The sequence below is a fragment of the Rhizobium sp. RSm-3 genome, assembly GCF_001854685.1.
Taxonomy (GTDB): domain Bacteria; phylum Pseudomonadota; class Alphaproteobacteria; order Rhizobiales; family Rhizobiaceae; genus Rhizobium; species Rhizobium ecuadorense.
On the sequence record NZ_MAWZ01000046.1, the window covers coordinates 277,674 to 301,697 of the forward strand.

A 24,024-nucleotide genomic window follows, 5' to 3' on the forward strand; every position below is an offset into this window, starting at 1 on the left:
TCCTCTTGGATGCGGTCTTGGCTCAGGCGCGGGGCCGATGGGGACTGGTGGACTGGCGGATGCGCATTTCCGGTTTGATCAGATGCATGCCGTCGGGCTCGTGGCTGCCGGCAAGCCGATCGAGCAGCGCCCGCGCCGCCAGGCGACCGACCTCGGTCTGGCCGTTCCAGACGGTCGTCAGCGCCGGCGTGGCGATCGACGCCTCCTCGAGATCGTCATAGCCGGTGACGGAAATGTCGCGTCCGGGCACCAGGCCGGCACGGGCAATACCGTTCATCAACCCGATCGCCACGAGATCGTTCCAGCAGACGGCCGCCGTCGGCTTCTGCGGCAGCGACAGGAAATGCACCGCCGCCTCGAAGCCGCCCTGCTTGGAGCGCGGGCCGGGAATGCGCAGGTTCGGATCGACCTCGATGCCGGCCTTGCGCAACGCATTGACATAACCCTGGTAGCGGTCGCGGCCGGTGGAGGTCTGGTCCGTGCCGCCGATCATCGCGATCGAACGATGGCCGAGACCGATCAGATGGTTGGTGGCAAGCGAGATGCCGTAGCTGTCGTCGCCGCGATAGGTCGGCAGGTCCTGGCCTTCCATCGAACGGGCGACCAGGATCGCCGGCATGCCGTTTTCTTCCGCCAGTTGCACGTCCTCAGGCGGCGTGCCGATCGCCGGCGACATGATGACGCCGTCGCCGCCGAGCTGCAGGAGCGTCTCGATGAAGGTGCGCTGCTTTTCGACATTGTCGTAGTGGTTGGAAAGGATGAAGGTATGGCGGCTGCGATCGAGCTCGCTCTCGATCGCCTTCAGGATCTCCCCGTAGAAGGGGTTCATGATGTCGTGCACGACGACACCGATGATGCCGGAGCGCGAGGTGCGAAGGCTGGCGGCGCGGCGATTGTAGATGTAGCCGAGCGCGCGCGCCTGTTCCTTGATCTTTTCCCGGGTATTGCCGGCGACGAGCGGGCTGTCGCGCAAGGCAAGCGATACGGTCGCCGTTGAAATGCCGAGCGTTTCGGCGATCGTCGAAAGCTTGATCTTCTGGACCACGTGTCCTCCTCCAGGCAGCACGCAAGACAGCAAGCCCCGCCGGTATCAGGCGCGGCCCCTTAAAATGTTTAATTAAAAGATTTAACCGGCGGAGGCAATTCGTCTTTCGGGGAAATTTCACTCTTCATCCGGTTCTTCGATATGAAGGGCTTCGGCCTGCAGATTGCCGTCGATCGCCTTCAGCAACCGGACGAGATTGCGGATTTCCTTTTCGGAGAATTCCTGCGTCGCCAACCTGTCGCAGGCCGAGGCTGCCATTTCGATCGCCTGCACGCTGCCGCGGCCGAGTTCGGTGAGATAGACCTTGGTGAGACGCGCATCCTCGGCATCGGGCTTGCGCTCGAGAAAACCCTGCGCCTCCATGCGGCCGATCGTGCGCGTCATCGTCGGCGCTTTGACGCCGAGCTTCTGGGCAAGACCGCCGGCCGTCATGCCGTCGCTCTCGGCAAGCGAAAGAATGACGCCGTCCTGGCCGGCATAGAGGCCGCTTTCGAGCAGGTTGCGCGAGAGCACGGTGCGCATGGAACGAGCCGCCTGGGTGAGCGCCGGCGAGAGGTCGACGAGCGTATACTCGGTCTGGTCCTTCTTCTTGGACTTGTTCTTCTTGCCGTCCTTATGCTTCTTTCCCATAGCCATCCCTTTGATCTTTAAGCTCCGGCGCCGCTGCGATATGACATTGCCCAGGATCTCGTCATAAACAAGAGGCAACGACCGGATGATGACGCCTTCGCCCCGCTTCGACGACAGCGACCCGGCCTCCGTCCGCGGCGCGCGCCGCCCGATCGCCGTGCTGCCGCTCGGCGCTCATGAACAGCACGGCCCGCATCTGCCCTTCGAAACCGACACCCTGATTGCCGAAGGCATCGCCGGACGATTGAAGATGGCCTTGCCTACCGGCCTGCCTGTCACCTTCCTGCCCGCCGAATCCGTCGGCTATTCCATAGAGCACATGGATGTTGAAGGAACGAAGACGCTCGCCTTCGACGAAGCGGTCGGCCGCTGGCTCGGCATCGCCGAAAGCTTGGCGAAGCAAGGCACCCGCAAATTGGTGATGCTGAACGCCCATGGCGGCAATTCTCCCCTGATGACGATCGTGGCCACCGAGGCGCGGATCCGCTTCGCCATGCTGGCGGTGGCGACGAGCTGGACCCGCTTCGGCCTGCCGGACGGCGTGATGGCGCCGGAGGAAAAGGCGATCGGCATTCATGGCGGCGATATCGAAACCTCGGTGATGCTGGCCCTTCACCCCGGCAAGGTCGATATGGCGAAGGCAGCGGATTTTCCCTCGCGACAGAGTGAATTTGCCGGGCGTTTCAAACATCTGCGCGCCTACGGGCCGCATGCCTTCGGCTGGAAGATGGCCGATCTCAATCCGCAAGGCGCGGCAGGCAACGCCGCGGCGGCGACGGCCGAAAAGGGCGAGGCGCTGATTGCGCATGCGGTGAAGGGGCTGGTGGAACTGCTGGAGGACGTCGATGCCTTCGACGTTACGCAACTGCGATAAAAGGGTGATCTGCAGCGGGCGGATGATGTGATCTTATAACATTATAAAACCCTTTGAACTGCCGCGCCCATGCCATTATATGAGACCAACCGTTTGAAGCAGCCGATCTGAAACCGCTCGGCCGCACGCCTAATCCTAGAGGTTCTCATGACCGACGCGATCTCCACCCAGAAGCCCATTCCCGTCACCGTGCTCACCGGCTATCTCGGCGCCGGCAAGACGACGTTGCTCAATCGCATCCTGTCCGAAAATCACGGCAAGAAATATGCGGTCATCGTCAATGAGTTCGGCGAAATCGGCATCGATAACGACCTGATCGTCGAATCCGACGAAGAGATCTACGAGATGAACAATGGCTGCGTCTGTTGCACGGTGCGCGGCGACCTGATCCGCGTCGTCGAAGGCCTGATGCGCCGCCCCGGCCGCTTCGACGGCATCATCGTCGAAACCACCGGCCTTGCCGATCCGGTACCCGTCGCCCAGACCTTCTTCATGGACGACGACGTGCGCGCCAAGACCGAGCTCGACGCCGTCATCGCCCTCGTCGACGCCAAGCACCTGCCGCTGCGGCTGAAGGACAGCCGCGAGGCCGAAGACCAGATCGCCTTCGCCGACGTCGTCGTCATCAACAAGAGCGATCTGGTGACCCCGGAAGAACTCGATGTGATCGAGGACATCGTCCGCGCCATCAACCCGGCGGCCCGCGTCTACAAGACCAGCCGCTCCGGCGTCGACCTCGCCCGCGTGCTCGATCAGGGCGCCTTCAACCTGGAGCGCGCGCTCGAAAACGATCCGCATTTCCTGGAGCAGGGTCATGACGACCATGTCTGCGGCCCGGATTGCGATCACGACCACCACCATCATGACCATGACCATGACCACCATCATCATGATCACCACGGGCACGAGCATCATCAGCATGGCGCCATGTCGGCGATCCACGATGTGACGGTGCAGTCGGTATCGCTGCGCGGCGGCCAGATGAACCCGGAGCGCTTCTTCCCCTGGATCCAGAAGGTCACCCAGACGCAGGGGCCGAACATTCTCCGCCTCAAGGGCATCATCGCCTTCAAGGACGATCCCGAGCGTTATGTCGTTCAGGGCGTGCACATGATCATCGAGGGCGATCACCAGCGGCCATGGAAGGAAGGCGAGAAGCACGAGAGCCGTCTCGTCTTCATCGGCCGCGATCTCGATCGTGAGAAGCTCGAAGCCTCCTTCAAGGCCTGCGAGGCAGCCGCCTGATGCCGACAGTTGCACCGCTTGATCTCGACGGCCACATTCTGGCCGTCGAATTTTTAGGTGATGTCCCCTTCTTCGCCAGCGCCAACGGCACGTTTCACCGGCTGGATGGCGGCGACAGGGTTTCAGAAGCACACCAGGGCATGCTCACCGCCATCCGCGATCCCTATAGCGAGAGCCTGATTTCGGGCGGCGAGGACGGCAAGGTTCTGCGCATTTCAGCCGACGGCAGCGTCAGCGAGCTCGCCAGCGCGCCGCGCAAGTGGATTTCGCAGGTCGCGGCCGGTCCGCAAGGCGCCATCGCCTATTCCTACGGCAAGAGTTCGCTCGTGCGCCTTGCCGACGGCACGACCAAGGAATTTGCCGAGGAGCGCACGGTCGAAGGCCTTGCCTTCGCGCCGAAGGGCCTGCGCATCGCAGCCGCGCGCTATAACGGTGTGTCGCTGCACTGGATCGGCATGAACGCCAAGCCGATCGACCTCGAATGGAAGGGGGCGCATACCGGCGTCACCTTCTCGCCCGATGGCAATTTCCTCGTCACCTCGATGCAGGAAAACGCGCTGCACGGCTGGAAACTCGACAGCAAGCCCGGCGCTGAAGCCCGCCACATGCGCATGACCGGCTACCCCGCCAAGGTGAAATCGCTCTCCTGGTCGGTCAAGGGCAAATGGCTCGCCTCGTCAGGCGCGCCGGCGGCGATCGTCTGGCCCTTCCAGGGCAAGGACGGGCCGATGGGCAAGGCGCCGCTCGAGCTCGGCACCCGCGCCAACATCATGGCGACCGCGGTGAAATTCCATCCGCTCGAAGATATTCTCGCCATCGGCTTCATCGACGGCATGATTCTCGCCGTGCGCATCGCCGACAGCAAGGAGGCGCTGCTGCGCCGCCCCGGCAAGGGCGCGGTCACGGCGATGAGCTGGAGCAAAAACGGCAAGCTGCTCGCCTTCGCCTCCGAAGCCGGCGATTGCGGCGTCATCGATATTTCGGCTTGAGCCTATTGCCGGCTAGAACAGGATGATTTTAGGCCCGTTTGCCCTAAAATCTGAATCCTGCTCTAAATTTAAAGAGTTAGAGCATGATGTCGTCCGAAAACCGCTCACACTTTTCGGCATCATGCTCTAGGAAGACATCGTGACGGAAGCGGAAATCGTGGCGCTCGGCGCCGACCACATGCAGGCGGCCGCAAGCATCAGGCGCGTGGCGCTGTGGCAGCGGCTGCCCTGGCTGCCGGATCTGCACACGCCTGATGAAGAAGAGCAGTACTGGCGCATGCATCTGCTGCCGAATTGCACCATCCTCGGCGCCGCCATGGGAAACCGGCTGGCCGGGGTCATAGCCTATGGCGACGACTGGATAGAGCAGCTTTATGTTCTTCCCGATTTCCAGGGCATCGGCATCGGCTCCCTGCTTCTCGGCTGCGCCCAGGAGGAGATGGATGAAATCAGGCTCTGGACCTTCCAGCGCAATACGGGCGCCCGCGCTTTCTACGAGCGGCACGGTTTTTCCGTCGAGGAAGAAACCGACGGCGCCGACAACGAGGAAAAGGAACCGGATGTGCGCTGTCACTGGCGTCGGCTTCCGGAGCTGACGCCAGGCCTGCGACCGTCTGGCGGCAAGAATCAGGGCTTGCCAAATGCCTTGCCCGGGCGAAACATGAATCCACGCAGGCCTGATCTGCGCAGTCGCAGGCAGAGGAAACGGGAATGCCGAAATCAACCGGCCTTGGTCTGGCCGCGCAACAGCCGCAGTCCTTGGACAATGCATTCGTCTGGGCGGTAATCCGCGCCGAGGCACTCGAACTTGCCGCGCGCGAACCGATCCTGCAACGGCTGCTCGCCGCGCAGGTAACGGCCACCTCGGGCAGCAATGAGATCATCGCCCGCGTGCTCGCCGCGCGGCTCGCTGCGACACAGGTGGAGACCGGCGATCTGTTCGATCTGATCCTGTCCACCCTCAACGACGATATCATGCGCAAGATCGAGGCCGATCTCGTCGCCGTGCGCGAACGCGACCCGGCCTGCACGACATTCCTGCACGCGCTCCTGAACCTCAAGGGGTTTCATGCGCTGCAGACGCACCGCATCGCCCACGCGCTCTGGAATGCCGGCCGGCCGGAGATCGCCACCTGGCTCGCCAATCTCGCCTCGCTGGTCTTCGGCCCGGACATCCATCCGGCCGCACGGATCGGCGCTGCCATCATGCTCGACCACGGCTCGGGCATCGTCATCGGCGAAACCGCTGTCATCGAGGATGAAGTCTCGATCCTGCAGAATGTCACGCTCGGCGGCACCGGCAAGGAAACCGGCGACCGCCATCCGAAGATCCGCCATGGCGTGATGATCGGCGCCGGCGCCAAGGTTCTCGGCAATATCGAAATCGGCGCCTTCAGCAAGATTGCCGCCGGCAGCGTCGTGCTGAAGCCGGTTCCCGAGCATTGCACGGTCGCCGGCGTGCCGGCAACGCTCGTGCGCGTCCACCGCATCGACGAAATCCCGGCCGAGACGATGGATCAGAATATTTAATGCATGTCGGCCGGAAGTGTGCCGCGGTTCCGGGATAACGACAAAACAAAGAGCTAAAGCGCGTTGCATGAATCAAATTTGATGCGGCGTGTTTTAGAGCCGTTCCGCGGCGGGTTCTCCCCGTTCGTTACGCGGCCTGCTGATTTTCTCCGAAGGCTTCGACCCGGTTGCGGCCTTCGCGCTTCGAACGATAGAGCGCCTCATCCGCCTTCTGCATCAGCTGTTCAAGATCTCCGCCGGTTTCCCCTCGCGCGGCGACGCCGATGCTCAGCGTCGGAAAGACGGCCAGATCCTGCCGCTGCAGCACGGCGGCGGCGAAGGCGAGACGGATGCGCTCGGCAATCGCCACCGCATCCTGCCCGGACACATTCTTCAGCACCGCCAGGAACTCGTCTCCGCCTTGCCGGGCGAGCAGATCGCCGGAGCGCATGACACCTCTGGAAACACTGGCGAAAAGCCGCAGGATATCGTCGCCGCTCGCATGGCCATGCCGGTCGTTCAGCTGCTTGAAATGGTCGATATCGATGATCAGCAGCGCGACCGGCTGGGAGCCGAGAGCAGGCAGATGCTGAGCAAGGCCGCCGCGATTGAGCGCGCCGGTCAGCGGATCGTGGTGAGCGAGTTCGGTCAGCTGATTTCGGCTGCGCTCGGCGGCCATCAGCACCATGGCCATGCTGCGCAGCATGATGAAGGCGACCGCCGATACCGCCATCCAGCTATGGACCACACTGCCGCCGAAAGGATCCGGCCCGCCGATTGCGCCGGTTGCCGCAAGAACGCTGCGCACCGCAAAGATCATGGCAGTGCAAACATAGAGACCGACGAGCAGGGCGGCCGAATACAGCTTCTCGCGCCGGGCAATACCGATTGCCTCCCTTGCGACGGCCAGATCGCAGAGGCAGCAGACGACCGAGACATAGAAGAGCCTCGCCGACACCGCCGAGGGATCGCTGACGATAAGTGCGACAGGCACGCTGACGAGAAGGATGGCGAGCCAGAAATAGCGCTGGTCGAGGGCCCGGCCCGCAAAGACCTGCACCGCGAAGAACATCAGCATATAGCCGGCAATGGTCACGATATTGCCGCCATCGATCGAGACCGCATAGGGAACGATATTGCGCAGTGCGACGAGGAAGGACCCGACGCCGACTAGCAGGTTGCTCAAGCCCCACCAGAGCGGCCACCTCTCGAAGCGGCCGGTCGCATAGGCTGCAAGCTGGAGAATGCCCAGCACGAAGCAGCTGACGGCAACAATGAAATAGATCGTCCTGAGATCCAGCAGCATGACGCTTTCCCGAAATTCTCGCGGAACATACAGGAAGCGTTTTGCGGCTTGATTGGGGGCTTCGCTAGAAGTTTAACGATCATCGGGTTTTTCAGGCGGCCCGCACCGCGCCGATGATATCAGCCAGCAGCCCGTGCAATAGATCCCGGTAGCCGTTTCGGGCCGAGGGACCGCTTTCCTCCGAGGTCATGACGACCGTCAGATCGAGCGACGGCACGATATAGAGCATCTGCCCGCCGTAACCCCAGGCGAAATGCACCTGCTCGCCGCCGATCTGCCGGGTGAACCAGCCATAGCCGTATTCGTCCCCCGAGAAACGCGAGTTGGTGCGGTGCTGCCACGACTGGGAAATCCAGTCGGCAGGAACCACCTGTGCTCCTTCTTGGGTGCGCCCGCCATTACGATAGAGTTCGCCGAAGGCAAGCAGGGACCGGGCGCTCATCGCCATCTGATTGCCGCCGAGATAGATGCCCTGCGGATCGCGCTCCCATGCCCCGATGCGAAAACCGTCGACCGGGCCGAGCCATTCATGCGCCAAGGCCAGCGTCGACCGCCGGCTGACCCTGGTGAGGATGGCCGACAGCGGATGCGTGGAGGCGGTGGAATAGAGCATCTCCCCGCCGGGCTGATCGACGAAAGGCTGCGAGAGCGCAAAACGCACCCAGTTGCGCGAGGAGACCCAGCGGCCGTAATTCGGCCCCGACATGCGATCGAGTCCAGCCTGCATGGAGAGCAGATGGCCGACGGTGACATCGTTGATGCGCGGGTCCGGCGTCGCTGGGAGATCGGCCTTCAGGATCGCTGCGATCTTCTGATCCGGCCCCTTCAGCAAGCCCTTGCCGATGGCGATGCCGACCAGCGCCGAAATGATCGATTTCGAAGCGGATTTGATATTGGTCGATTCCGACGGCGAATGACCATGGAAACCGCGTTCGACAAGCACCCGCCCGCCGCGCGCGACGATCACCACCTTGAGCGGCCGCATCGCCGGGTCGGCAGCCGCCTGATCGAGACGCGGATCAAGCCCGGTGCCGGCTCGGGCCATGCTCTGGGCAGCGGCCGGCGCCGTTGCGGCAAGCGGCAGACAGAAGAGAAGCAGAAGGGAGAGAACGCGGATCATGCGGCGCAAGATAGGACATCGCCGCGGCATGTTCGCGGGCTGGCGGCGCTTCTCACGCGATTGTGTTGCCACGGTTACCGGGCATCCCGGCCACCCTGCGCCGCGGCATCCGAAAAGACAATCCGCGCCGCAACCATGGCAGGCCCGCCTGCCCCCATGGTCAAGCGGCGCGGATATTGCCGGCCGGGGTAAGGACGTTCAACCCGGGCCAGCCGATCGGCACAGCCTCAGGCGGCGCGGCGAACCGGCGCGCCAGCCAGCATGCGTCCCGAGGGGACGATCATGCCGGCGGCGCCGTCAAGCCAGCTTTCCGTGAGTTCGAGCGCCAGAAAGCGCGAGCGTTCGAACGGTCCCGGCATGACAAGATGGCGAGCCTTTTCGGCAAAAAAGCCGAAACGCTCGTAATAGGCGGCGTCACCAACGAGCAGGACGGCGCCATGCCCGCGCTTCTTGGCTTCGAGAAGCGCCGCGCGCATCAGCGCCGAGCCGATGCCCTTGCCGCCGTGATGCGGCGCAACGGCGAGCGGGCCGAGCAGCAGTGCATTGATCGGCGTGCCCTCGTCGTTGACGCCGGCCTCGATGTTCCAGAGCCGCACCGAGCCGATGACATGGCCGTCGCGATCGCGCGCGACGAGCGCCAGGCCCTCGGCCGGAACACGGTTACGGCGGATCTTTTCCGATGACTTCTTGCGGCGGTCGGCGCCCATGACTCGGTCGAGCAGGTTTTCACGGGCAACGACATCCGACGGATTTTCGGCGTCGATGGCGAAAGTGGTAGGCGCAAAGAATGCGCGGACAGAATCAAGAACAGCGGCCATCTTGGCCTCCCGTACCCAATACCGTTATCAGCGGCGATGAAGGAAAATTGTGAAATTGCCGCCCCGGCTGGTTACGGGGCCGGCGGAAACGACCTTAGATGACGTAGGCTTTCAGCGGTTCGAAACCGTTGAAGGCGACCGCCGAATAGGTCGTCGTATAGGCACCGGTGCCTTCGATCAGAACCTCGTCGCCGATCGAAAGGGAGATCGGCAGCGGATAGAGGTTCTTTTCGTAGAGCACGTCGGCCGAATCGCAGGTCGGGCCGGCGATGACGCAGGGCTCCATCTCGTCGCCGTCGTGCTCCGTGCGGATCGGATAGCGGATAGCTTCGTCCATCGTCTCGGCGAGACCGCCGAACTTGCCGATGTCGAGGAAGACCCAGCGCGCATCGTCATTGTCCGACTTCTTCGAAATCAGCACGACCTCAGCCTTGATGACACCGGCATTGCCGACCATGCCACGGCCCGGCTCGATGATCGTCTGCGGGATCTGGTTGCCGAAATGCGTGCGCAGCGCCTGGTAGATCGACTTGCCGTAAGCTTCCGCCGACGGAACGTCGCGCAGATACTTGGTCGGGAAGCCGCCGCCCATGTTGACCATCTGCAGGTGGATGCCCTGCTTGGCAAGCGATACAAAGACGCGCTTGGCATCGGCGAGCGCCGAATCCCAGGCATCAACCTTGGTCATCTGCGAACCGACATGGAACGAGACGCCGTACGACTGCAGGCCAAGCTGATGGGCGTAGACGAGAACGTCGACAGCCATCTGCGGAACGCAGCCGAACTTGCGCGACAGCGGCCATTCGGCGCCTTCGCCGTCCGTCAGCACGCGGCAGAAGACACGGGCGCCGGGAGCGGCGCGCGAGATCTTCTCGACTTCCTCATGGCTGTCGACCGCAAAGAGGCTGACGCCGAGCGCATGCGCGCGGGCAACGTCACGTTCCTTCTTGATCGTGTTGCCATAGGAGATGCGGGCGGCGGTCGCACCGGCTTCCAGCGCCATTTCGATTTCGGCAACGGATGCGCAATCGAAATTGGAGCCGAGGCCTGCGAGCAGCTTCAGCACTTCAGGGGCCGGGTTGGCCTTGACGGCGTAGTAGATGGCGCTATCCGGCATGGCGTGACGGAAGGCGTGGAAATTGTCGCTGATGACATCGAGGTCAACCACGAGGCAGGGACCGTCGGGACGTCGGGTTGCGAGAAAGTCGCGGATGCGCTGGGTGGTCATATCGTTTCCCTCTTCCAGTTCCAGAGCTCCGGCATCAGCCGGAGGACAAAGGGCATACGAGAACTCGCATTGGAACCAGCCGGTGGAGACCCCGGAACCATAGCAAGCGCTCGATGCGCTGATCGTGAACCAACGCCGCGATGCGGTGTAAGTTCGGCTTTGTCTGCCATGGATTGGAGGGAGAATCCCAACCGCACTTCCGGCAATGATGGTGTGCCTCTTCAGTAACCCCCGCTGATGGAAAGCAGGGAGAGAACAAAAAGGCCCGCACCGTCGTTGCTTCAGGCGTCCTCGCATTTTCCGGTTGGCCGGAATAGCGACTGGAGGGGTTAATTCCAGGTACCTTACCGATTTCCTCACCAATTCGAGGGTTCGGCGGACACCCATGGGCACGTGCGACTTTGGGCTGAGGTGGAAATAAGAATATTCGCCTTCATAATCAAGCGTTTTTTTGATCTCAGGGTTAAAAAAATAATTGAACAGGGCGAGCCGATTTGTTCAACATTCCGATACAGCCTGAGGGATATTCATGGATACCTTGACCCGCATACGCGCCTTCATCGATGTCGTCGAGGCCGAAGGCTTTTCCGCCGCCGCCAGACGCACCGGCCGTTCCAAGGCGCTGCTCTCCAAATATGTGCGCGAGCTGGAAGATGAGCTTGGCGCCCTGCTGCTCAACCGCACCACCCGGCAGTTCTCCATGACCGAGGCCGGCCACACCTATTACCGCAGCGCTTCGGATATCCTCAAGGAGATCGACAACCTTGCCGATCTCGTGCGCGAAAACAATGCGCAGCTGAAGGGACGGCTGCGCATATCCGTGCCCCGCACTTTCGTCGATGCCGATGTCGGCCAGTCGCTGATCGACTTCTCCAGGGAGAACCCGGATCTTTCGCTGGAGATCGCCGCCGACGACCGATTCGTCGATCTGATCGAGGAAGGCTTCGACGTGGCGATCCGCATCAGCAAGCTCGAAGATTCCGGCATGATCGCCCGCAAGGTCTCCGATTTCCGCGTCCATCTCTGCGCCACCCCCGATTTTCTCGAGCGCCATCCCGATCTCGCGCATCCGAGCGACATTTCCAACGTTCCCTTCATCATCGACACCAATTCGCGCACCCAGGCGAGCATCCGCTTCCACAATCCCGACAACACCTCATTCGCCGTCGCCGTCTCCGGCCCGATGGAAGTCAACAGCCCGCATGCGACATTGCGCGCGGCCCTTGCCGGCATCGGCATCGCCCTCATCCCTGACTTCATCGCCCGCAAGCCGATCGAGAGCGGCGAGCTGGTGACGCTGTTCAACGACTACCTGCCGACCGACCGCGGCATCTATGCCGTCTATCCGCACCGCCGCTACCTGCCGGCCAAGGTCAGGATCTTCGTCGATTACCTCAACACCTGGTTCAAGAAACATCCGTAGCGCCGCTCCTGCGGCTGCGACATCGCGCCCCGGTCCAACCCGCGGCTATCTGAATCCGGCACGGAATCCGGTCCCAATTCCGTCCCAATTTCTGGCAAGAAGTCAGGATCACGAACAGGCAGCGGAATAGATGAGATATTCGACGATACTGATGGCCGCGCTTGTTTCGTTGGCGCCGACCGCCGCTCTTGCCCATCCGCATATTTTCGTGGAGGCTCGCCTCGAGGTCGTGGCCGACAAGGATGGCAACGTCGAAGAATTGCGCAATGTCTGGCGTTTCGACGAGGTTTTCTCCTCCTCGGTCGTCATGGATTTCGACAAGAACACCGATCTGAAGCTGGAGCCGAACGAGCTCGCGGAGGTCGGAAAAACGGTGAAGCAGTCGCTTGCCGAATATGATTACTACATGAACCTGACGATCAACGGGAAGAACATCACGGTTCAGAAGCCCGACATCATCCATGTCGATTACAAGGACGGCCAGCTGCTGATGTTCTTCGCGGTCAAGCCGGTGGAGAAGATGCCGCTGAAAGGCAGGCTCAGCTTCGGCGTCTACGACCCGACGCTCTATACCTCGATCGACTTTCCCACCGACAACGAACTGGCAATCGTCGGCGACGGCTTCAAGGCCTGCAAGCATCAGGTGGTGCGGCCGGATGCCGACCAGGTGATCTCGCAGAACAAGCAGTCGTTGACCGACGCCTTCTTCAATGACCCCACCGGCACCAACATGTCCAAACTCTTCGCCACTCGGCTGGAGGTCACATGCTGACGAAACGCCTGCCGTTCATCCTTGCCGCTTCGGTCTTGGCGCTTCTGGCGGCGGCAAGCCTCGCCCATGCGCAATCGCCGCTCGGCATCGGCACGGCGGAGCCGAGCTTCCAGCCGACCGGTGGGCCGCTCGCGCCGCTTTTGCTCTATGTGAACTATGAGCAGCAGGCCTTTTACCGGGCGCTGACCGATGCCTTGAAGGCGATGCGCGAGGATCCGTGGCAGCTGGCCTCGCTGATCGGCCTCTCCTTCGCCTACGGCGTCTTCCATGCCGCCGGCCCCGGCCACGGCAAGGCGGTCATCTCCTCCTACATGATCGCCAACGAGATCGAGCTGAAGCGCGGCGTGGTGATTTCCTTCATTTCGGCTTTCATCCAGGGCGTTGTGGCGGTGGCGCTGGTCGGCGGCGCCTGGCTGGTGCTGCGCGGCACAGGCATCACGCTGACGGCGGCGACCCACGCGATGGAGATCGCAAGCTTCGTCATGGTCATTCTCTTCGGCGGATGGCTGCTGTTGCGCAAACTGCGCTCGATGGTGGGCAACATGCCGCGCCGCCGGCTGATGGCGACGCCAGCCGGTCCGGTCAGCATGATGCTCGACTGGAAGGACAATGCCGCCGAACGCCAGGCCTATGCCTTCAACGGCAAGGCGCAGCCCGTCGAAGCCGGCCATACCTTCGTTCCCGGCATGGCCTGCGAGACCTGCGGCAACGCCCACGTGCCCGATCCCGCCTTGCTCGCCGGCGACAGGTTCAGCGCCCGCGAGGCCTGGTCGGCGATCGTTGCGGTCGGCCTTCGCCCCTGCTCCGGCGCGCTTCTGGTCATGACCTTCTCGCTGCTGAACGGGCTCTATCTCGGCGGCGTGCTGTCGGTCGCCGCCATGTCGCTCGGCACGGCGATCACCGTTTCCCTGCTCGCCACCCTTGCCGTCACCGCCAAGAGTGCCGCCGTCCGCCTCTCCGGACGCGGTTCGGCCGCCTCGGTCTGGATCGGCAACGCCATCGAAATCCTCGGCGCCGTGCTCGTCATCCTGATGGGCGCGCTGCTGCTCGGGGCGTCGCTGCAGGGGTAGGCTATTTTTCTCTACCGCGCTGATAACGCGCCCGCAGCCAGAAGACCGCGAAAAATGCCATGATCAGGCAGACGCCGACGAAGATCGCCAGCGTCGGCGAGAAATTGCCGATCCACAGGACGATAGTCGGCAGGAAATAAAGGACGAGGCCGGCGCCGAGGAGGATGATGGCGGCGGCGGTTGCCTGCGAGCGGCTCTCGGGGCTCATGCAAGCCTTTCCTTCTCGAGATCGGCGCGAATATCCTGCAGACGGCGGATCTGGTTGCCGGCGGCGTCGAAATTTTCCGGCGAAAGCCAGGCCTCGAAGGCATCGTTGAGCAGAGGCCATTCACTATCGATCATCGAGAACCAGGCGGTGTCGCGGTTACGGTGTTTGGAAATCATGTGCTGGCGAAAGACGCCCTCGAAGCTGAAGCCGTACCGTGCGGCCGTCGTCTTGCTCGCCTCGTTCTTATTGTCGCATTTCCATTCGTAGCGGCGGTAGCCGAGCTCCTCGAACACATGCTTGGCCATCAGATAATGCACTTCGGTTGACAGCGGCGATCGCTTCATGTCGGCGCCATGCGCCACCCCGCCGATCTCGACGACGCCGTTTGCCGGATCAGCACGCATATAGTTCGCCATGCCGACAATCTTGCCGGTGGTGTTGTCGCGGAAGATATGGGTGAGCCAGCCGGACTTGGTGTAGACGGCCTCAAGCCAGTTGGCGAAATCCTCGATCCCGGAAAAATCGTCCTGCGCGAAATAGAGCAGCAGTGGGTTGATGGCCATGCCGCCGAGCCCGTCCCACAGCGCTTCGAGATGTTCGGCGCGCCGATAGGGTTCGACGGTGACGAAACGGCCCTTCAGCGTCACCGGTTTCGGCGCCGGGCAGCCCTTGAAATTTGCAAGATCGCGCATGGTCACACCTCTTTTCTGAGGAGTGGATAGGCCAGCCGCCCGACAAAGGCAACCGGCCGAGATGTTACTGTGACAAGGTAACTTTGGCTGAGGACACCGTCGCCTCGATATGGTCGACCAGCTGGTCGGCAAGGCCGAGTCTGCCGGCGAGCAGATCGAGATAGCCGCGCTCTGCGCGCGAATCCGGCTCGATGGTAAGCCGCGAAGCGGTATAGAGTTCGACGCGCTGTTCTTCCGTCACCGCCGCAGCGACGAGCGCATCGATATCCGTCGGCGAAGCGAGTTCGCGCTCGATGAAGGCCGCAGCCTCGCCGCTGACATCGGCGGCCTTGACCTTGTCCATGATCAGCGCGCGTTCGGCATCATCGATATGGCCGTCGGCCTTGGCGGCGGCGATCATCGCGCGGATCAGCACCAGCACGAATTCATTGCTGCCGGCAGGCGACGCCGGCCCAAAACCGGATTCGACCGGCGGCGGCAGGAGAACCGGATTGTTTGCCGAGGGCGCATCTGAGGGAGCTGCAGGCGCTTGCCCCGCCTGGTAATTCTTGTAGGCCTGGTAGCCGAGGCCTGCGATGGCGGCCAGACCGCCGATCGCCAGGGCATTGCCGGCAATACTCCGGCCGGTCTTGGTGCCGAGAAGCGCGGCTGCGATCGCACCGGTCTTCATCGGATTGTTCTTTGCCGTCTGCATGGCCTCGCCCGCCCTGTCACGGACAGACCCGCCGAGACCCGGCACCTGCGAACCCAAGAACTGGTCGAGAAGCTTCTTCGCGTCGAACATTCCTTGTCATCTCCCTGTTTAAATCTGGAGGAGTAGATAGGTTTGCGACGGTTGGAATACAAACAGAGGAGAGGGAATTGTGCCGTGAGGCTCACCCCTCTCCCTGCCGAAACTCAGGCCTTCAGCGCCGCCGCTTCTGCCGCAAGCCGGGTAATCCCCGCCCAGTCGCCGGCTGCGACCAGTTCCTTCGGCGCCACCCAGGAGCCGCCGACGCAGATGACGTTCGGCAGCGACAGATAATCTCTGGCGTTCTTCAGCGAAATGCCGCCCGTCGGGCAGAACAGCGTACCGGCAAGCGGTGAGGAGAGCGCCTTGAGAAGAGCGGCGCCACCGGCCTGCTCTGCCGGGAAGAACTTCAGCACCTGGTAGCCTTCCTCGCGCAAAGCCATGACTTCGCTGGCGGTCGCAGCGCCGGGAAGCAGCGGCACATCGGAATCGGCGGCGGCATCGAGCAATTCCTGCGTCGTGCCCGGGCTGACGATGAACTTCGAACCGGCTTCGACGGCGGCTTCCCAATGGGCGGCATTCAGGATCGTGCCGGCGCCGACTTCGGCGCCCTCGACCTCGGCGGCGACGGCGCGCACGGCATCGAGTGCCGCCGGCGTGCGCATCGTGATCTCGATCGCCTTCAGGCCGCCCGCCACAAGCGCGCGGGCGAGCAGCACGGCCGACTTGGCATCGTCGACGATCAGGACCGGAACGACCGGCTGGAGTTTCAGGATGGAAAGGAGCTTCTCTGTTTTCTCACCCATTGGTCGCGCGACCTCCTTGAAACGATGGCTTGAAACGATTGAATTGGTCCCGAATACCGCCCCGGCGGAACCTTGTCGAGGTAAAACCAATTCACATGACAAGATGGGTAGGAAATCCCTGGAAATTGGGCTACCGTGCCCCGATCGTCACAAAAGGTTCACCGGAATGGCGAAAGAGATCGAGCGGAAATTTCTCGTACGCAGCGATGGATGGCGTTCCGCCGTCGAGACGAAGTCTGTTCTGAAGCAGGGCTACATCGCCTCGATGGACGATCGTTCCGTCCGGGTGCGCACCCTCGACGGCAGGAAGGCGAGACTGACGATCAAGATCGGCCGCAGCGCCATCACCCGTGACGAATTCGAATACGACATCCCTGTCGCCGATGCCGAGGAACTGTTGCAGAACGCGATCGGCATCGTCATCGAGAAGACGCGCTACCGCGTTCCGCATGAAGGTTTCGTCTGGGAGGTCGACGTTTTCACAGGCGAGCATCGCGGGCTGGTGATTGCCGAGGTGGAAATGACGGCGGAAACCGACGATCCGGCCCTGCCCGCCTGGCTCGGCCGCGAAGTAACCGGCGATTTCCGCTATTCCAACCAGGCCCTTGCCACCGAATACGGGCACGACAGGCATGGCCTATCGCATTCGGCCTAAGGCCGATTTCACCAGCGAGTTCCGCAGCGCCGCGAGGGAACAGCTGGACGGTGCGATCGCACTGATCGAAGAACAGCCGGACGGCGCGCATGAGGCGATCCATTCCTTCCGCAAGAATCTGAAACGATTACGCTCGCTCTACCGGCTGGTGGCTCGCGAGGCGCCGGATTTCCAAGATCGCGAAAATGCCAGGCTGCGCGATGTCGCACGTTCGCTTTCGGCGATCCGCGACGCCAACGCCCTGATCGGCACCGCGCAATATCTGCAGCAGTCGGCCCGCGACCCGGAGGAGAGCGAGGCGCTCGGCCGTATCGTCGCCATTCTTGAAGGCCGCCGTGACTGGATGGCGAAAGCCGAAAGCGGCCTTGAACAGCGGCTGGCGGAAACCTCGGACGTTCTGAAGGCGGCGATCACCGCCCTGGATGCGGCCTCATTTAACGGTGGCCACCGCAAGAATGCCCGCAAGCTGGCAAAGAGCTGGCGCCGCACCGCCCGGAAGGCGCAGGCAGCGCTTGCAGCCTGCCATGGCGAGGCATCGGCCGACGATTTCCACAATCTGCGCAAACGCACCTATGATTATCGGCTTTATCACACCCTTTTGCGCGATATCTGGCCGGGCGCGATGAAGGCCAAGCGAGATGCCACCAAAGAACTCGTCGAGGATCTCGGCCACATTCACGATCTTGCCGTGCTTTCCGAACTGGTCGAGGCCGAGCCGCAGCTCTTCACCCGCAACGACGACCTCGCCCACCTGCTCGACGCCATCATCTTTCGCCAGCAGGAAGACCGGCGCCAAGCGCTTGTCAAAGCCGAAGCCGTCTTTGCCGATGATCCCGACGAGGAAGCGCAGCGCATCGAGCTTCTCTGGCTGACGGCCGGCAGTTGAGAGGCGGCGTTATAATTTCAATTGCGCCAGCACCTCTGAAATATCGCAGGAAACCTATTGACCTCAACCAACCTTGAGGTCCTAGCCTCCGACGGTCGAAAAGCAGAGACCTGACCCGCGAGGAAGAAATGACCGCCGAAAATACCGCGATGCCAAAGCTGCTCGGACTCTACGAGACCCATCTGACCGTTGCCGATCGCCAGACCTCCACGGACTTCTACCGCGATGTCGTCGGGCTCGAACCGGCGGCCTTGTTCGAGGAGCGCAAAGTCGCTTTCCTCTGGGTGGATGACAGGAAGACCGGCATGCTCGGCCTTTGGGAAACCGGAACTGGGCCCCTGAAGATGCGGCTGCACATCGCCTTCCGCATGACCGCCGACGGCGTGCTGCAGGCGCCCGCCCTCCTCAAGGCAAAAGGGGTCGAGCCTCTCGGCTTTACTGGTGAGCCGGCAACGGAGCCGGTAGTTCTCGGCTGGATGCCGGCGTTGTCTATCTACTTTAAGGATCCCGACGGACACTCGATCGAATTCATCAGCATCCTCGACGACACTCCCGACCGAAGCTTTGGCGTGCGACCGTTTTCCGAATGGCAGGCGAAAGCGTAATCGCTCAAGCCAAGGCCGCCATCGGCGAAGGCAATTGCGCGAGCCGCCGATTTTCTGTATTTCCGGCCCCATGACCGACAGCCTGACACACACCAGCCCGTTCCTCGTGGCCGCACTCTACCATTTCGTTTCCGTGCCGCGCTTTGCCAGCCTGCAAAGCCCGCTGCAGGCGCTTTGCGAGGAGAACGGCGTCAAGGGAACGCTGCTTCTGGCGCATGAGGGCATCAACGGCACGATCGCCGGCCCGGACGCCGGCATTGGTGCCGTACTCTCCTTCCTGCGCGCCCAGCCGGAATTTGCGGGGCTGGAGCATAAGGAAAGCCGCGCCTCGAAAATGCCCTTCCTGCGCATGAAGGTGAAGCTGAAAAAGGAAATCGTCACCATGGGCGTCGAGGATATCGACCCCAACAAGGTGGTCGGCACCTATGTGACGCCTCAGGACTGGAACGCGCTGATCTCCGATCCCGATACGATCGTCATCGACACCCGCAACGATTACGAGACGGCAATCGGCACCTTTCGCGGAGCGCTCGACCCGAAGACGAAGACCTTCCGCGAATTTCCCGATTGGGTGCGCCAGAATTCCGGCCTGCACAACAAGCCGAAAATTGCCATGTACTGCACCGGCGGCATACGCTGCGAGAAGGCCACGGCTTTCATGAAGGCCGAAGGCTTCGACGAGGTCTATCATCTGAAGGGCGGCATCCTGAAATATCTCGAGGAAGTGCCGCAGCAGGAAAGTCTCTGGGACGGCGCCTGCTTCGTTTTCGACGAGCGCGTCTCCGTCGAGCACGGGCTGAAGGAAGGCGAACACAGGCTGTGCCATGCCTGCCGCAACCCGATCACCTCAGAGGAAATCACCTCGCCGCTCTACGAGGAAGGCGTTTCTTGCAGCCATTGTTACCACACGCGCACGGAAGAGGATCGGCTGCGCTACCGTCAGCGGCAGCACCAGATCGCCCTCGCCCGGAAACGCGGCCAGCGCCATATCGGCAGTTGAGTCGGAATCCTTTCCGGATCAACCTCATTTTACAGAATTCCGCGCCCGTCAGGCTGCGCCGAGGCGTCGGTGGCCTGCCGGCTCGGCGGCATGCAGCATCTCGGTGATCCGATCGGCCGTCATCGGTTTTCCGAACAGATAACCCTGCAGGCAATCGCAGCCGAAGAGGCGCATGGCAATTGCCTGCTCTTCGGTCTCGATGCCCTCGGCCGTCACCGGAATGTCGAGTGAGCGGGCGAGCGCTACGGTCGCCTGCAGCATCTCGCGCTGGCGCTTGTCCTCGTTCACCCCCATGACCAGCGAACGGTCGATCTTGATCCGGTCGAAGCCGAACTGCCTGAGATAACCGATCGAGGAGAAGCCGGAGCCGAAATCGTCGAGCGCCACCTTGACCCCCAGCGCCTTCAGCCGTTCGATCGACTGGCGGGTGCGCTGCGGATTCTGGATCATATAACCTTCGGTGATCTCGAGCGTGATGCGGCCGGCCTCGATCTCCGTCTGCTTCAGCACGTAGCGCACATAATCGGCGAAGGCGGGATTGCGGAACTGGCCGGGCGAGACGTTGACCGAGACGTTGAGTTCCGGCCATTGCTTGGCTGTCTCGCAGGCCTTGCGCAGCACAAACAGGCCGAGCGATTCGATGAGGCCGCTGGTCTCGGCGATCGGGATGAACACCTCGGGTGAAACAGGCCCGTGACCTGGACGGTTCCAGCGGACCAGCGCCTCGACGCCGGTCGGCGCATAGGAGGCCGCATCGATCAGCGGCTGATAGGCGAGCGTCAGGTCTCCGCTTTCGATGGCCATCCTGAGATCGAGTTCCAGCGCATTGCGCTGCTCCCGATCGGCATCCATCGACGGATCGTAGAGTGTCATGCGCGCGCGGCCGGCTTCCTTCGCCTTGTACATGGCAAGGTCGGAGCGGCGCACCAGTTCCTCGCGTCCTATCGTGCCGGCAGGCGACATGGCGATGCCGATGCTGGCCCCGACGACGACGACACGACGGCCGATCTCCAGCGGCTCGACGAGAAAATCGAGGATCTGCTCGGAAAGTTGCAAGGCCGCGGCATTCTCGCCATCCGAGAGAAAGGCGATCGCAAATTCGTCGCCGCCGATGCGGGCGAGGACCGCGCCCTGCGGAATGAGCACGTCGAGCCCGGCCGCGACCGCGCGGATCAACTGGTCGCCAGTGCCGTGGCCATAACTGTCATTGACTTCCTTGAAGCCGTCGAGGTCGAGATAGAGGAGCAGCACGTTGCGCTTGGTCTGGCGCGCCTCGACGACGAAGCGGTCGACGGCAAGCCCGAGACCGTCGCGATTGGAAAGTCCGCTCAGCCGGTCACGCAGCGCCTCCTCGCGGGCGCTGTTTTCCTCGGCCTTCAACCGGCGGCCGGCAAGCCAGCCGATGACCAGCAGCACCACGAAGAACAGCCCGACCAGGCCGAGCGCCTGAATGACCATCGGCCGCACCTGTGCGTAGCCGACATCACCGGGTGAACGCGAGGTCCAGACGAGTTTTTTGAGCGTTGTCCCCGCCGGATCGACGATCGGCACGAAGTAATCGGCCTCGAAGCTTGCCGGCGCCAGCCGCAGCCCGCCGATGACATAGGTCTGGCCAAGCGCGGCCACCCGGTCATTGTCGAGATGGCGGGCAAAAACGAGATAACGATGCTTCCCGGCGGGCATATCCAGCGCGCCGGATTTTTTCCGCACCAGGGCGACACCGACAGCGGCAACACCGCGTTTGGTGGTGACGAAACCGACCGCTTGGGGCGAAGCGGCCGGGCCTGCCGCCTTCGCCGTCTCGAACAGCGTCCAGATCGACGGCGCGAAGAAATCCGCGAGCGGTTCCTCCATCGGCTTGCCGTCGCGATAGGCCATGATCGGCTTCTTCTCGTCATCGATGACGATCGCCATGTCGAAAAGCGCGCTGTTGACCGACATCTCGCCGTAATTGCTCACCGTCCAGGCCATGCCATCGGGCGCATAGACGTTGGCAGCGGCATCGTCCCAGGCGGCGTAATCGTCGAGCGTCGCGCCGAGTTGGTCCTCGAAAGTCTTCAACGCCCCGATCGTCGTTTCGCGCGAGCGCTCGTCATCGAGGAGATTGGAATTTTCGGCCACGCGTTCGAGCGCTGTCAGCACCATGATGGTAGCGACTGCGACGATAACGGCAAAGGAAAAAAGCACGCCGGTCACGGCGATGTGGCGGCCTATTCCCAATCCCTTGCTCTGCGACTTTCCGACTGTCTGCATTACAACTCCCTGACCGACCGACTTTGCCAGTCAAGGGTTCAAAAACGTTTAAGCAACCACCTGTTGAAGATTTGCGAAGGCCTATTTCTTTGTGGAAAATTCAGGGAGCCCCAGCTAACCCGCCTTGTGATTGCCCTTCGGGAATTGTGCAGCGACGTCGCGATACCACTTGCCGCTCTTCTTCACCGTGCGCAGCTGGGTCTGATAGTCGACATGGACGAGACCGAAGCGCATGCGGTAGCCTTCCGCCCATTCGAAATTGTCCATTAGGCTCCAGGCGAAATAGCCGCGCATCGGATAGCCGTCCTTGATGAGGCCGGCCACGACATCGAGATGGTCGCCGAGATAGTCGAGACGCATCGTATCATCGACCTCGCCATCGACGATACCGGTGTTGTCGCAGGCGCCGTTCTCGGTGATATAGCATTCCGGCAGTTCGTAGCGGCGGTAAAGGCCCTCGACCAGGAGCTTCAATCCCGGCGCATAGATTTCCCAGCCGATGTCGGTCTTGACGTCGCTTGCCGGCGGCGCTTTCACCGTCCAGGGGAAATCGCCCTTACGCTCGGCATCGTCGGTAACCCGCTCGGGCGTGTAGTAATTCAGACCCCACCAGTCGAGCTTCTGGCTGATGAGCTTCATGTCGCCGTCTTCGATGACAGGCATGCGGTCACCGAATGCGTCGACGAATTCCTTCGGATATTCGCCTTTGAAGACGGGATCGAAGAAGGCGCCGTTGTGGAACTGATGCGCACGTTCGGCGGCAGAAAGATCGGCCGGGCTGCCGGAACCGGGGATGATCGAGGCGGCGTTGAGCACCAGCCCGACAGGCACGTTGGGGGCTTCCGAGCGGATCGCCTCGACGCCGAGACCGTGGGCAAGGTTCATATAATGCATGGCGTGAAGGGCGGCCTGCATATTGCGCTCGCCCGGGGCGTGGATGCCGTAGAGATGGCTGAGCCAGACGATGCACCACGGCTCGTTGAAGGTGGCGACAGCGTCGAGACGATCGCCGAGACGGTTCATCACCGTCTTGGCATAACGCTGATAGGCGTAGGCGGTCGAGCGCGCCGTCCAGCCGCCGTCGCCGGCAAGCAGCAGCGGCAGGTCCCAATGATAGAGTGTCGCGAAGGTCTTGATCCCGCGCGCCTTGCAGCCGTCGACCAGCCGGTCGTAGAAATCGAGGCCGGCCTCGTTCACCGGACCCGTGCCGTCGGGGATGATGCGCGGCCAGGCGATGGAGAAGCGGTAGGCTTCGACACCCATATCCTTGATGAGATCGAGATCCTGCTCCAGCCGGTTGTAGTGATCGCAGGCGACGTCGCCATTGTCGCGATTATAGACGCGGCCGGGCATATTGCAGAAGGCATCCCAGATGGAGGGCTTGCGCCCGTCTGCCTTGCCGGCGCCTTCGATCTGGAAGGCGGCGGTGGCGACGCCGAAGGTGAAATCGCCGGGAAGGCGGCCTGCAAGCGTCTTCGCATCGATCATCTGTAAATCCCGTCTCAGCGTGTGAATGGACCGTTTACGCTCGGATTTAGCCAAGCCGGAAAGCAAAGTACAGGCCCGGAAGGAGAAAAACTGTAACGTTACAGTCGGAGCATTGATCGGCACTGACTGCAGCACTGCCTCACCCCGGCCCGTGGCGCTTTTCGCTCTGACTGCCCTCATAACGCGAATGTCAGCAGTCGTGACTTGCCGTCGCGCCTGTGATCGCGGACACAGCCAGGATATCGCAAACATGAAAGGAATCCGATGCTGTCTTCGATCCATCTGCTGCAGCCGCATCTGCTGAGCCTGCTGCGCATCGTCTCGTCACTTGTGCTGTTCAGCTACGGAACACAGAAGATCCTGCATTTCCCGGCCGCCGCCAGCGTGCCGCCTATGGGCTCGCTTTCCTGGATCGCCGGACTTATCGAACTCACCCTCGGTTTCCTGGTTCTGGTCGGGTTCCAGACCCGGATCGCAGCCTTCGTGCTCTCCGGCCTGATGGCTTTCGCCTATTTCATCGGGCATGCCTCGAAGGGCATCTACCCCGCGCAGAATGGCGGCGTCGCGGCGATCCTGTTCTGCTTCGTGTTTCTGTATCTGGTGGCGGCGGGTGCGGGACCGCTCAGCGTCGATAATCTGCTGAAGCGTGGCCGCACTGCTGCGGCCTGATCA

The 24,024-nt window shown here is 62.2% G+C and carries 24 protein-coding genes and 1 pseudogene; 13 read left to right on the plus strand and 12 right to left on the minus strand.

Annotated elements, in window-relative coordinates; all coding sequences use genetic code 11:
* Positions 1 to 22 precede the first annotated feature (22 nt).
* Positions 23 to 1,045, minus strand: coding sequence for a LacI family DNA-binding transcriptional regulator (locus BBJ66_RS26570; RefSeq protein WP_003590238.1), 1,023 nt, complete (start codon positions 1,043 to 1,045; stop codon positions 23 to 25).
* Between the two features lie 117 nt (positions 1,046 to 1,162).
* Positions 1,163 to 1,675 (minus strand): MarR family winged helix-turn-helix transcriptional regulator, encoded by a 513-nt coding sequence (locus BBJ66_RS26575; protein WP_071091037.1) that lies wholly within the window; start codon positions 1,673 to 1,675, stop codon positions 1,163 to 1,165.
* A gap of 85 nt (positions 1,676 to 1,760) precedes the next feature.
* On the opposite strand from BBJ66_RS26575, the gene BBJ66_RS26580 reads away from it, so the two are divergent.
* From BBJ66_RS26580 to cysE, 5 genes and pseudogenes are all read left to right on the plus strand, one after another.
* Complete coding sequence (locus tag BBJ66_RS26580) at positions 1,761 to 2,549, plus strand: creatininase family protein (RefSeq protein ID WP_071091040.1); 789 nt, start codon at positions 1,761 to 1,763, stop codon at positions 2,547 to 2,549.
* Positions 2,550 to 2,696: 147 nt separating this feature from the next.
* The gene (locus BBJ66_RS26585; RefSeq protein ID WP_071091043.1) at positions 2,697 to 3,794 is read left to right on the plus strand and encodes a CobW family GTP-binding protein; all 1,098 of its coding nucleotides are present in this window, start codon (positions 2,697 to 2,699) and stop codon (positions 3,792 to 3,794) included.
* Positions 3,794 to 4,783: a WD40 repeat domain-containing protein gene (locus BBJ66_RS26590; protein ID WP_071091046.1), complete on the plus strand. Its 990-nt coding sequence runs from the start codon at positions 3,794 to 3,796 to the stop codon at positions 4,781 to 4,783. Before BBJ66_RS26585 ends, BBJ66_RS26590 begins: the two co-directional genes overlap by 1 nt.
* 178 nt (positions 4,784 to 4,961) lie before the next feature.
* Positions 4,962 to 5,405 (plus strand): annotated as a pseudogene (locus BBJ66_RS33775) (GNAT family N-acetyltransferase); the annotation flags it as partial.
* Between the two features lie 89 nt (positions 5,406 to 5,494).
* The gene (gene cysE, locus BBJ66_RS26600; RefSeq protein WP_071091051.1) at positions 5,495 to 6,313 is read left to right on the plus strand and encodes a serine O-acetyltransferase; all 819 of its coding nucleotides are present in this window, start codon (positions 5,495 to 5,497) and stop codon (positions 6,311 to 6,313) included.
* A 127-nt stretch (positions 6,314 to 6,440) separates the two neighbouring features.
* On the opposite strand, the gene BBJ66_RS26605 is transcribed toward cysE, so the two are convergent.
* The 4 genes from BBJ66_RS26605 to odc2 all read right to left on the minus strand — a co-directional run bounded on the left by BBJ66_RS26605 (position 6,441) and on the right by odc2 (position 10,764).
* On the minus strand, positions 6,441 to 7,598 hold the full coding sequence (locus BBJ66_RS26605; protein ID WP_071091054.1) for a GGDEF domain-containing protein: 1,158 nt from the start codon (positions 7,596 to 7,598) through the stop codon (positions 6,441 to 6,443).
* Between the two features lie 91 nt (positions 7,599 to 7,689).
* Positions 7,690 to 8,718, minus strand: a complete 1,029-nt coding sequence (locus BBJ66_RS26610) for a serine hydrolase domain-containing protein (protein WP_071091056.1) — start codon at positions 8,716 to 8,718, stop codon at positions 7,690 to 7,692.
* Between the two features lie 227 nt (positions 8,719 to 8,945).
* The gene (locus BBJ66_RS26615; protein ID WP_071091059.1) at positions 8,946 to 9,536 is read right to left on the minus strand and encodes a GNAT family N-acetyltransferase; all 591 of its coding nucleotides are present in this window, start codon (positions 9,534 to 9,536) and stop codon (positions 8,946 to 8,948) included.
* 94 nt (positions 9,537 to 9,630) lie between these two features.
* The gene (gene odc2, locus BBJ66_RS26620) at positions 9,631 to 10,764 is read right to left on the minus strand and encodes an ornithine/lysine decarboxylase (protein ID WP_049734760.1); all 1,134 of its coding nucleotides are present in this window, start codon (positions 10,762 to 10,764) and stop codon (positions 9,631 to 9,633) included.
* Between the two features lie 529 nt (positions 10,765 to 11,293).
* Between odc2 and BBJ66_RS26625 the strand changes: the two genes are divergently transcribed.
* The 3 genes from BBJ66_RS26625 (at position 11,294) to BBJ66_RS26635 (ending at position 14,029) form a co-directional block, all read left to right on the plus strand.
* Entirely contained in the window at positions 11,294 to 12,187 is an 894-nt protein-coding gene (locus BBJ66_RS26625; RefSeq protein ID WP_049734761.1) for a LysR family transcriptional regulator, read from the plus strand.
* A 130-nt stretch (positions 12,188 to 12,317) separates the two neighbouring features.
* On the plus strand, positions 12,318 to 12,959 hold the full coding sequence (locus BBJ66_RS26630) for a DUF1007 family protein (RefSeq protein ID WP_049734762.1): 642 nt from the start codon (positions 12,318 to 12,320) through the stop codon (positions 12,957 to 12,959).
* A complete protein-coding gene (locus BBJ66_RS26635) occupies positions 12,953 to 14,029 on the plus strand; it encodes a nickel/cobalt transporter (RefSeq protein WP_071091063.1) in 1,077 nt (358 codons plus the stop codon). Before BBJ66_RS26630 ends, BBJ66_RS26635 begins: the two co-directional genes overlap by 7 nt.
* Position 14,030: 1 nt before the next feature.
* Here BBJ66_RS26635 and BBJ66_RS26640 read toward each other — a convergent pair whose 3' ends face one another.
* The 4 genes from BBJ66_RS26640 to BBJ66_RS26655 form a co-directional block, all read right to left on the minus strand.
* The gene (locus BBJ66_RS26640; protein WP_071091066.1) at positions 14,031 to 14,237 is read right to left on the minus strand and encodes a hypothetical protein; all 207 of its coding nucleotides are present in this window, start codon (positions 14,235 to 14,237) and stop codon (positions 14,031 to 14,033) included.
* Positions 14,234 to 14,929: a GNAT family N-acetyltransferase gene (locus BBJ66_RS26645; RefSeq protein ID WP_071091069.1), complete on the minus strand. Its 696-nt coding sequence runs from the start codon at positions 14,927 to 14,929 to the stop codon at positions 14,234 to 14,236. The genes BBJ66_RS26640 and BBJ66_RS26645 overlap by 4 nt, the downstream gene beginning before the upstream one ends.
* A gap of 64 nt (positions 14,930 to 14,993) precedes the next feature.
* A complete protein-coding gene (locus tag BBJ66_RS26650) occupies positions 14,994 to 15,713 on the minus strand; it encodes a tellurite resistance TerB family protein (protein ID WP_049734766.1) in 720 nt (239 codons plus the stop codon).
* A gap of 113 nt (positions 15,714 to 15,826) precedes the next feature.
* Positions 15,827 to 16,465 (minus strand): 2-dehydro-3-deoxy-phosphogluconate aldolase, encoded by a 639-nt coding sequence (locus BBJ66_RS26655; RefSeq protein WP_071091072.1) that lies wholly within the window; start codon positions 16,463 to 16,465, stop codon positions 15,827 to 15,829.
* Between the two features lie 166 nt (positions 16,466 to 16,631).
* On the opposite strand from BBJ66_RS26655, the gene BBJ66_RS26660 reads away from it, so the two are divergent.
* The 4 genes from BBJ66_RS26660 to trhO all read left to right on the plus strand — a co-directional run bounded on the left by BBJ66_RS26660 (position 16,632) and on the right by trhO (position 19,611).
* On the plus strand, positions 16,632 to 17,120 hold the full coding sequence (locus BBJ66_RS26660; RefSeq protein WP_049734768.1) for a CYTH domain-containing protein: 489 nt from the start codon (positions 16,632 to 16,634) through the stop codon (positions 17,118 to 17,120).
* Entirely contained in the window at positions 17,098 to 18,006 is a 909-nt protein-coding gene (locus BBJ66_RS26665; RefSeq protein ID WP_071091075.1) for a CHAD domain-containing protein, read from the plus strand. Before BBJ66_RS26660 ends, BBJ66_RS26665 begins: the two co-directional genes overlap by 23 nt.
* A gap of 128 nt (positions 18,007 to 18,134) precedes the next feature.
* A complete protein-coding gene (locus BBJ66_RS26670) occupies positions 18,135 to 18,611 on the plus strand; it encodes a VOC family protein (RefSeq protein ID WP_071091078.1) in 477 nt (158 codons plus the stop codon).
* Between the two features lie 70 nt (positions 18,612 to 18,681).
* Positions 18,682 to 19,611: an oxygen-dependent tRNA uridine(34) hydroxylase TrhO gene (gene trhO / locus BBJ66_RS26675; protein ID WP_071091246.1), complete on the plus strand. Its 930-nt coding sequence runs from the start codon at positions 18,682 to 18,684 to the stop codon at positions 19,609 to 19,611.
* Between the two features lie 48 nt (positions 19,612 to 19,659).
* On the opposite strand, the gene BBJ66_RS26680 is transcribed toward trhO, so the two are convergent.
* Positions 19,660 to 21,864, minus strand: coding sequence for a bifunctional diguanylate cyclase/phosphodiesterase (locus tag BBJ66_RS26680; protein ID WP_049734771.1), 2,205 nt, complete (start codon positions 21,862 to 21,864; stop codon positions 19,660 to 19,662).
* 114 nt (positions 21,865 to 21,978) lie between these two features.
* Positions 21,979 to 23,352: a GH1 family beta-glucosidase gene (locus BBJ66_RS26685; RefSeq protein WP_071091081.1), complete on the minus strand. Its 1,374-nt coding sequence runs from the start codon at positions 23,350 to 23,352 to the stop codon at positions 21,979 to 21,981.
* A gap of 264 nt (positions 23,353 to 23,616) precedes the next feature.
* On the opposite strand from BBJ66_RS26685, the gene BBJ66_RS26690 reads away from it, so the two are divergent.
* Positions 23,617 to 24,021, plus strand: a complete 405-nt coding sequence (locus BBJ66_RS26690) for a DoxX family protein (protein ID WP_049734773.1) — start codon at positions 23,617 to 23,619, stop codon at positions 24,019 to 24,021.
* The last annotated feature ends 3 nt before the right edge of the window (positions 24,022 to 24,024 follow it).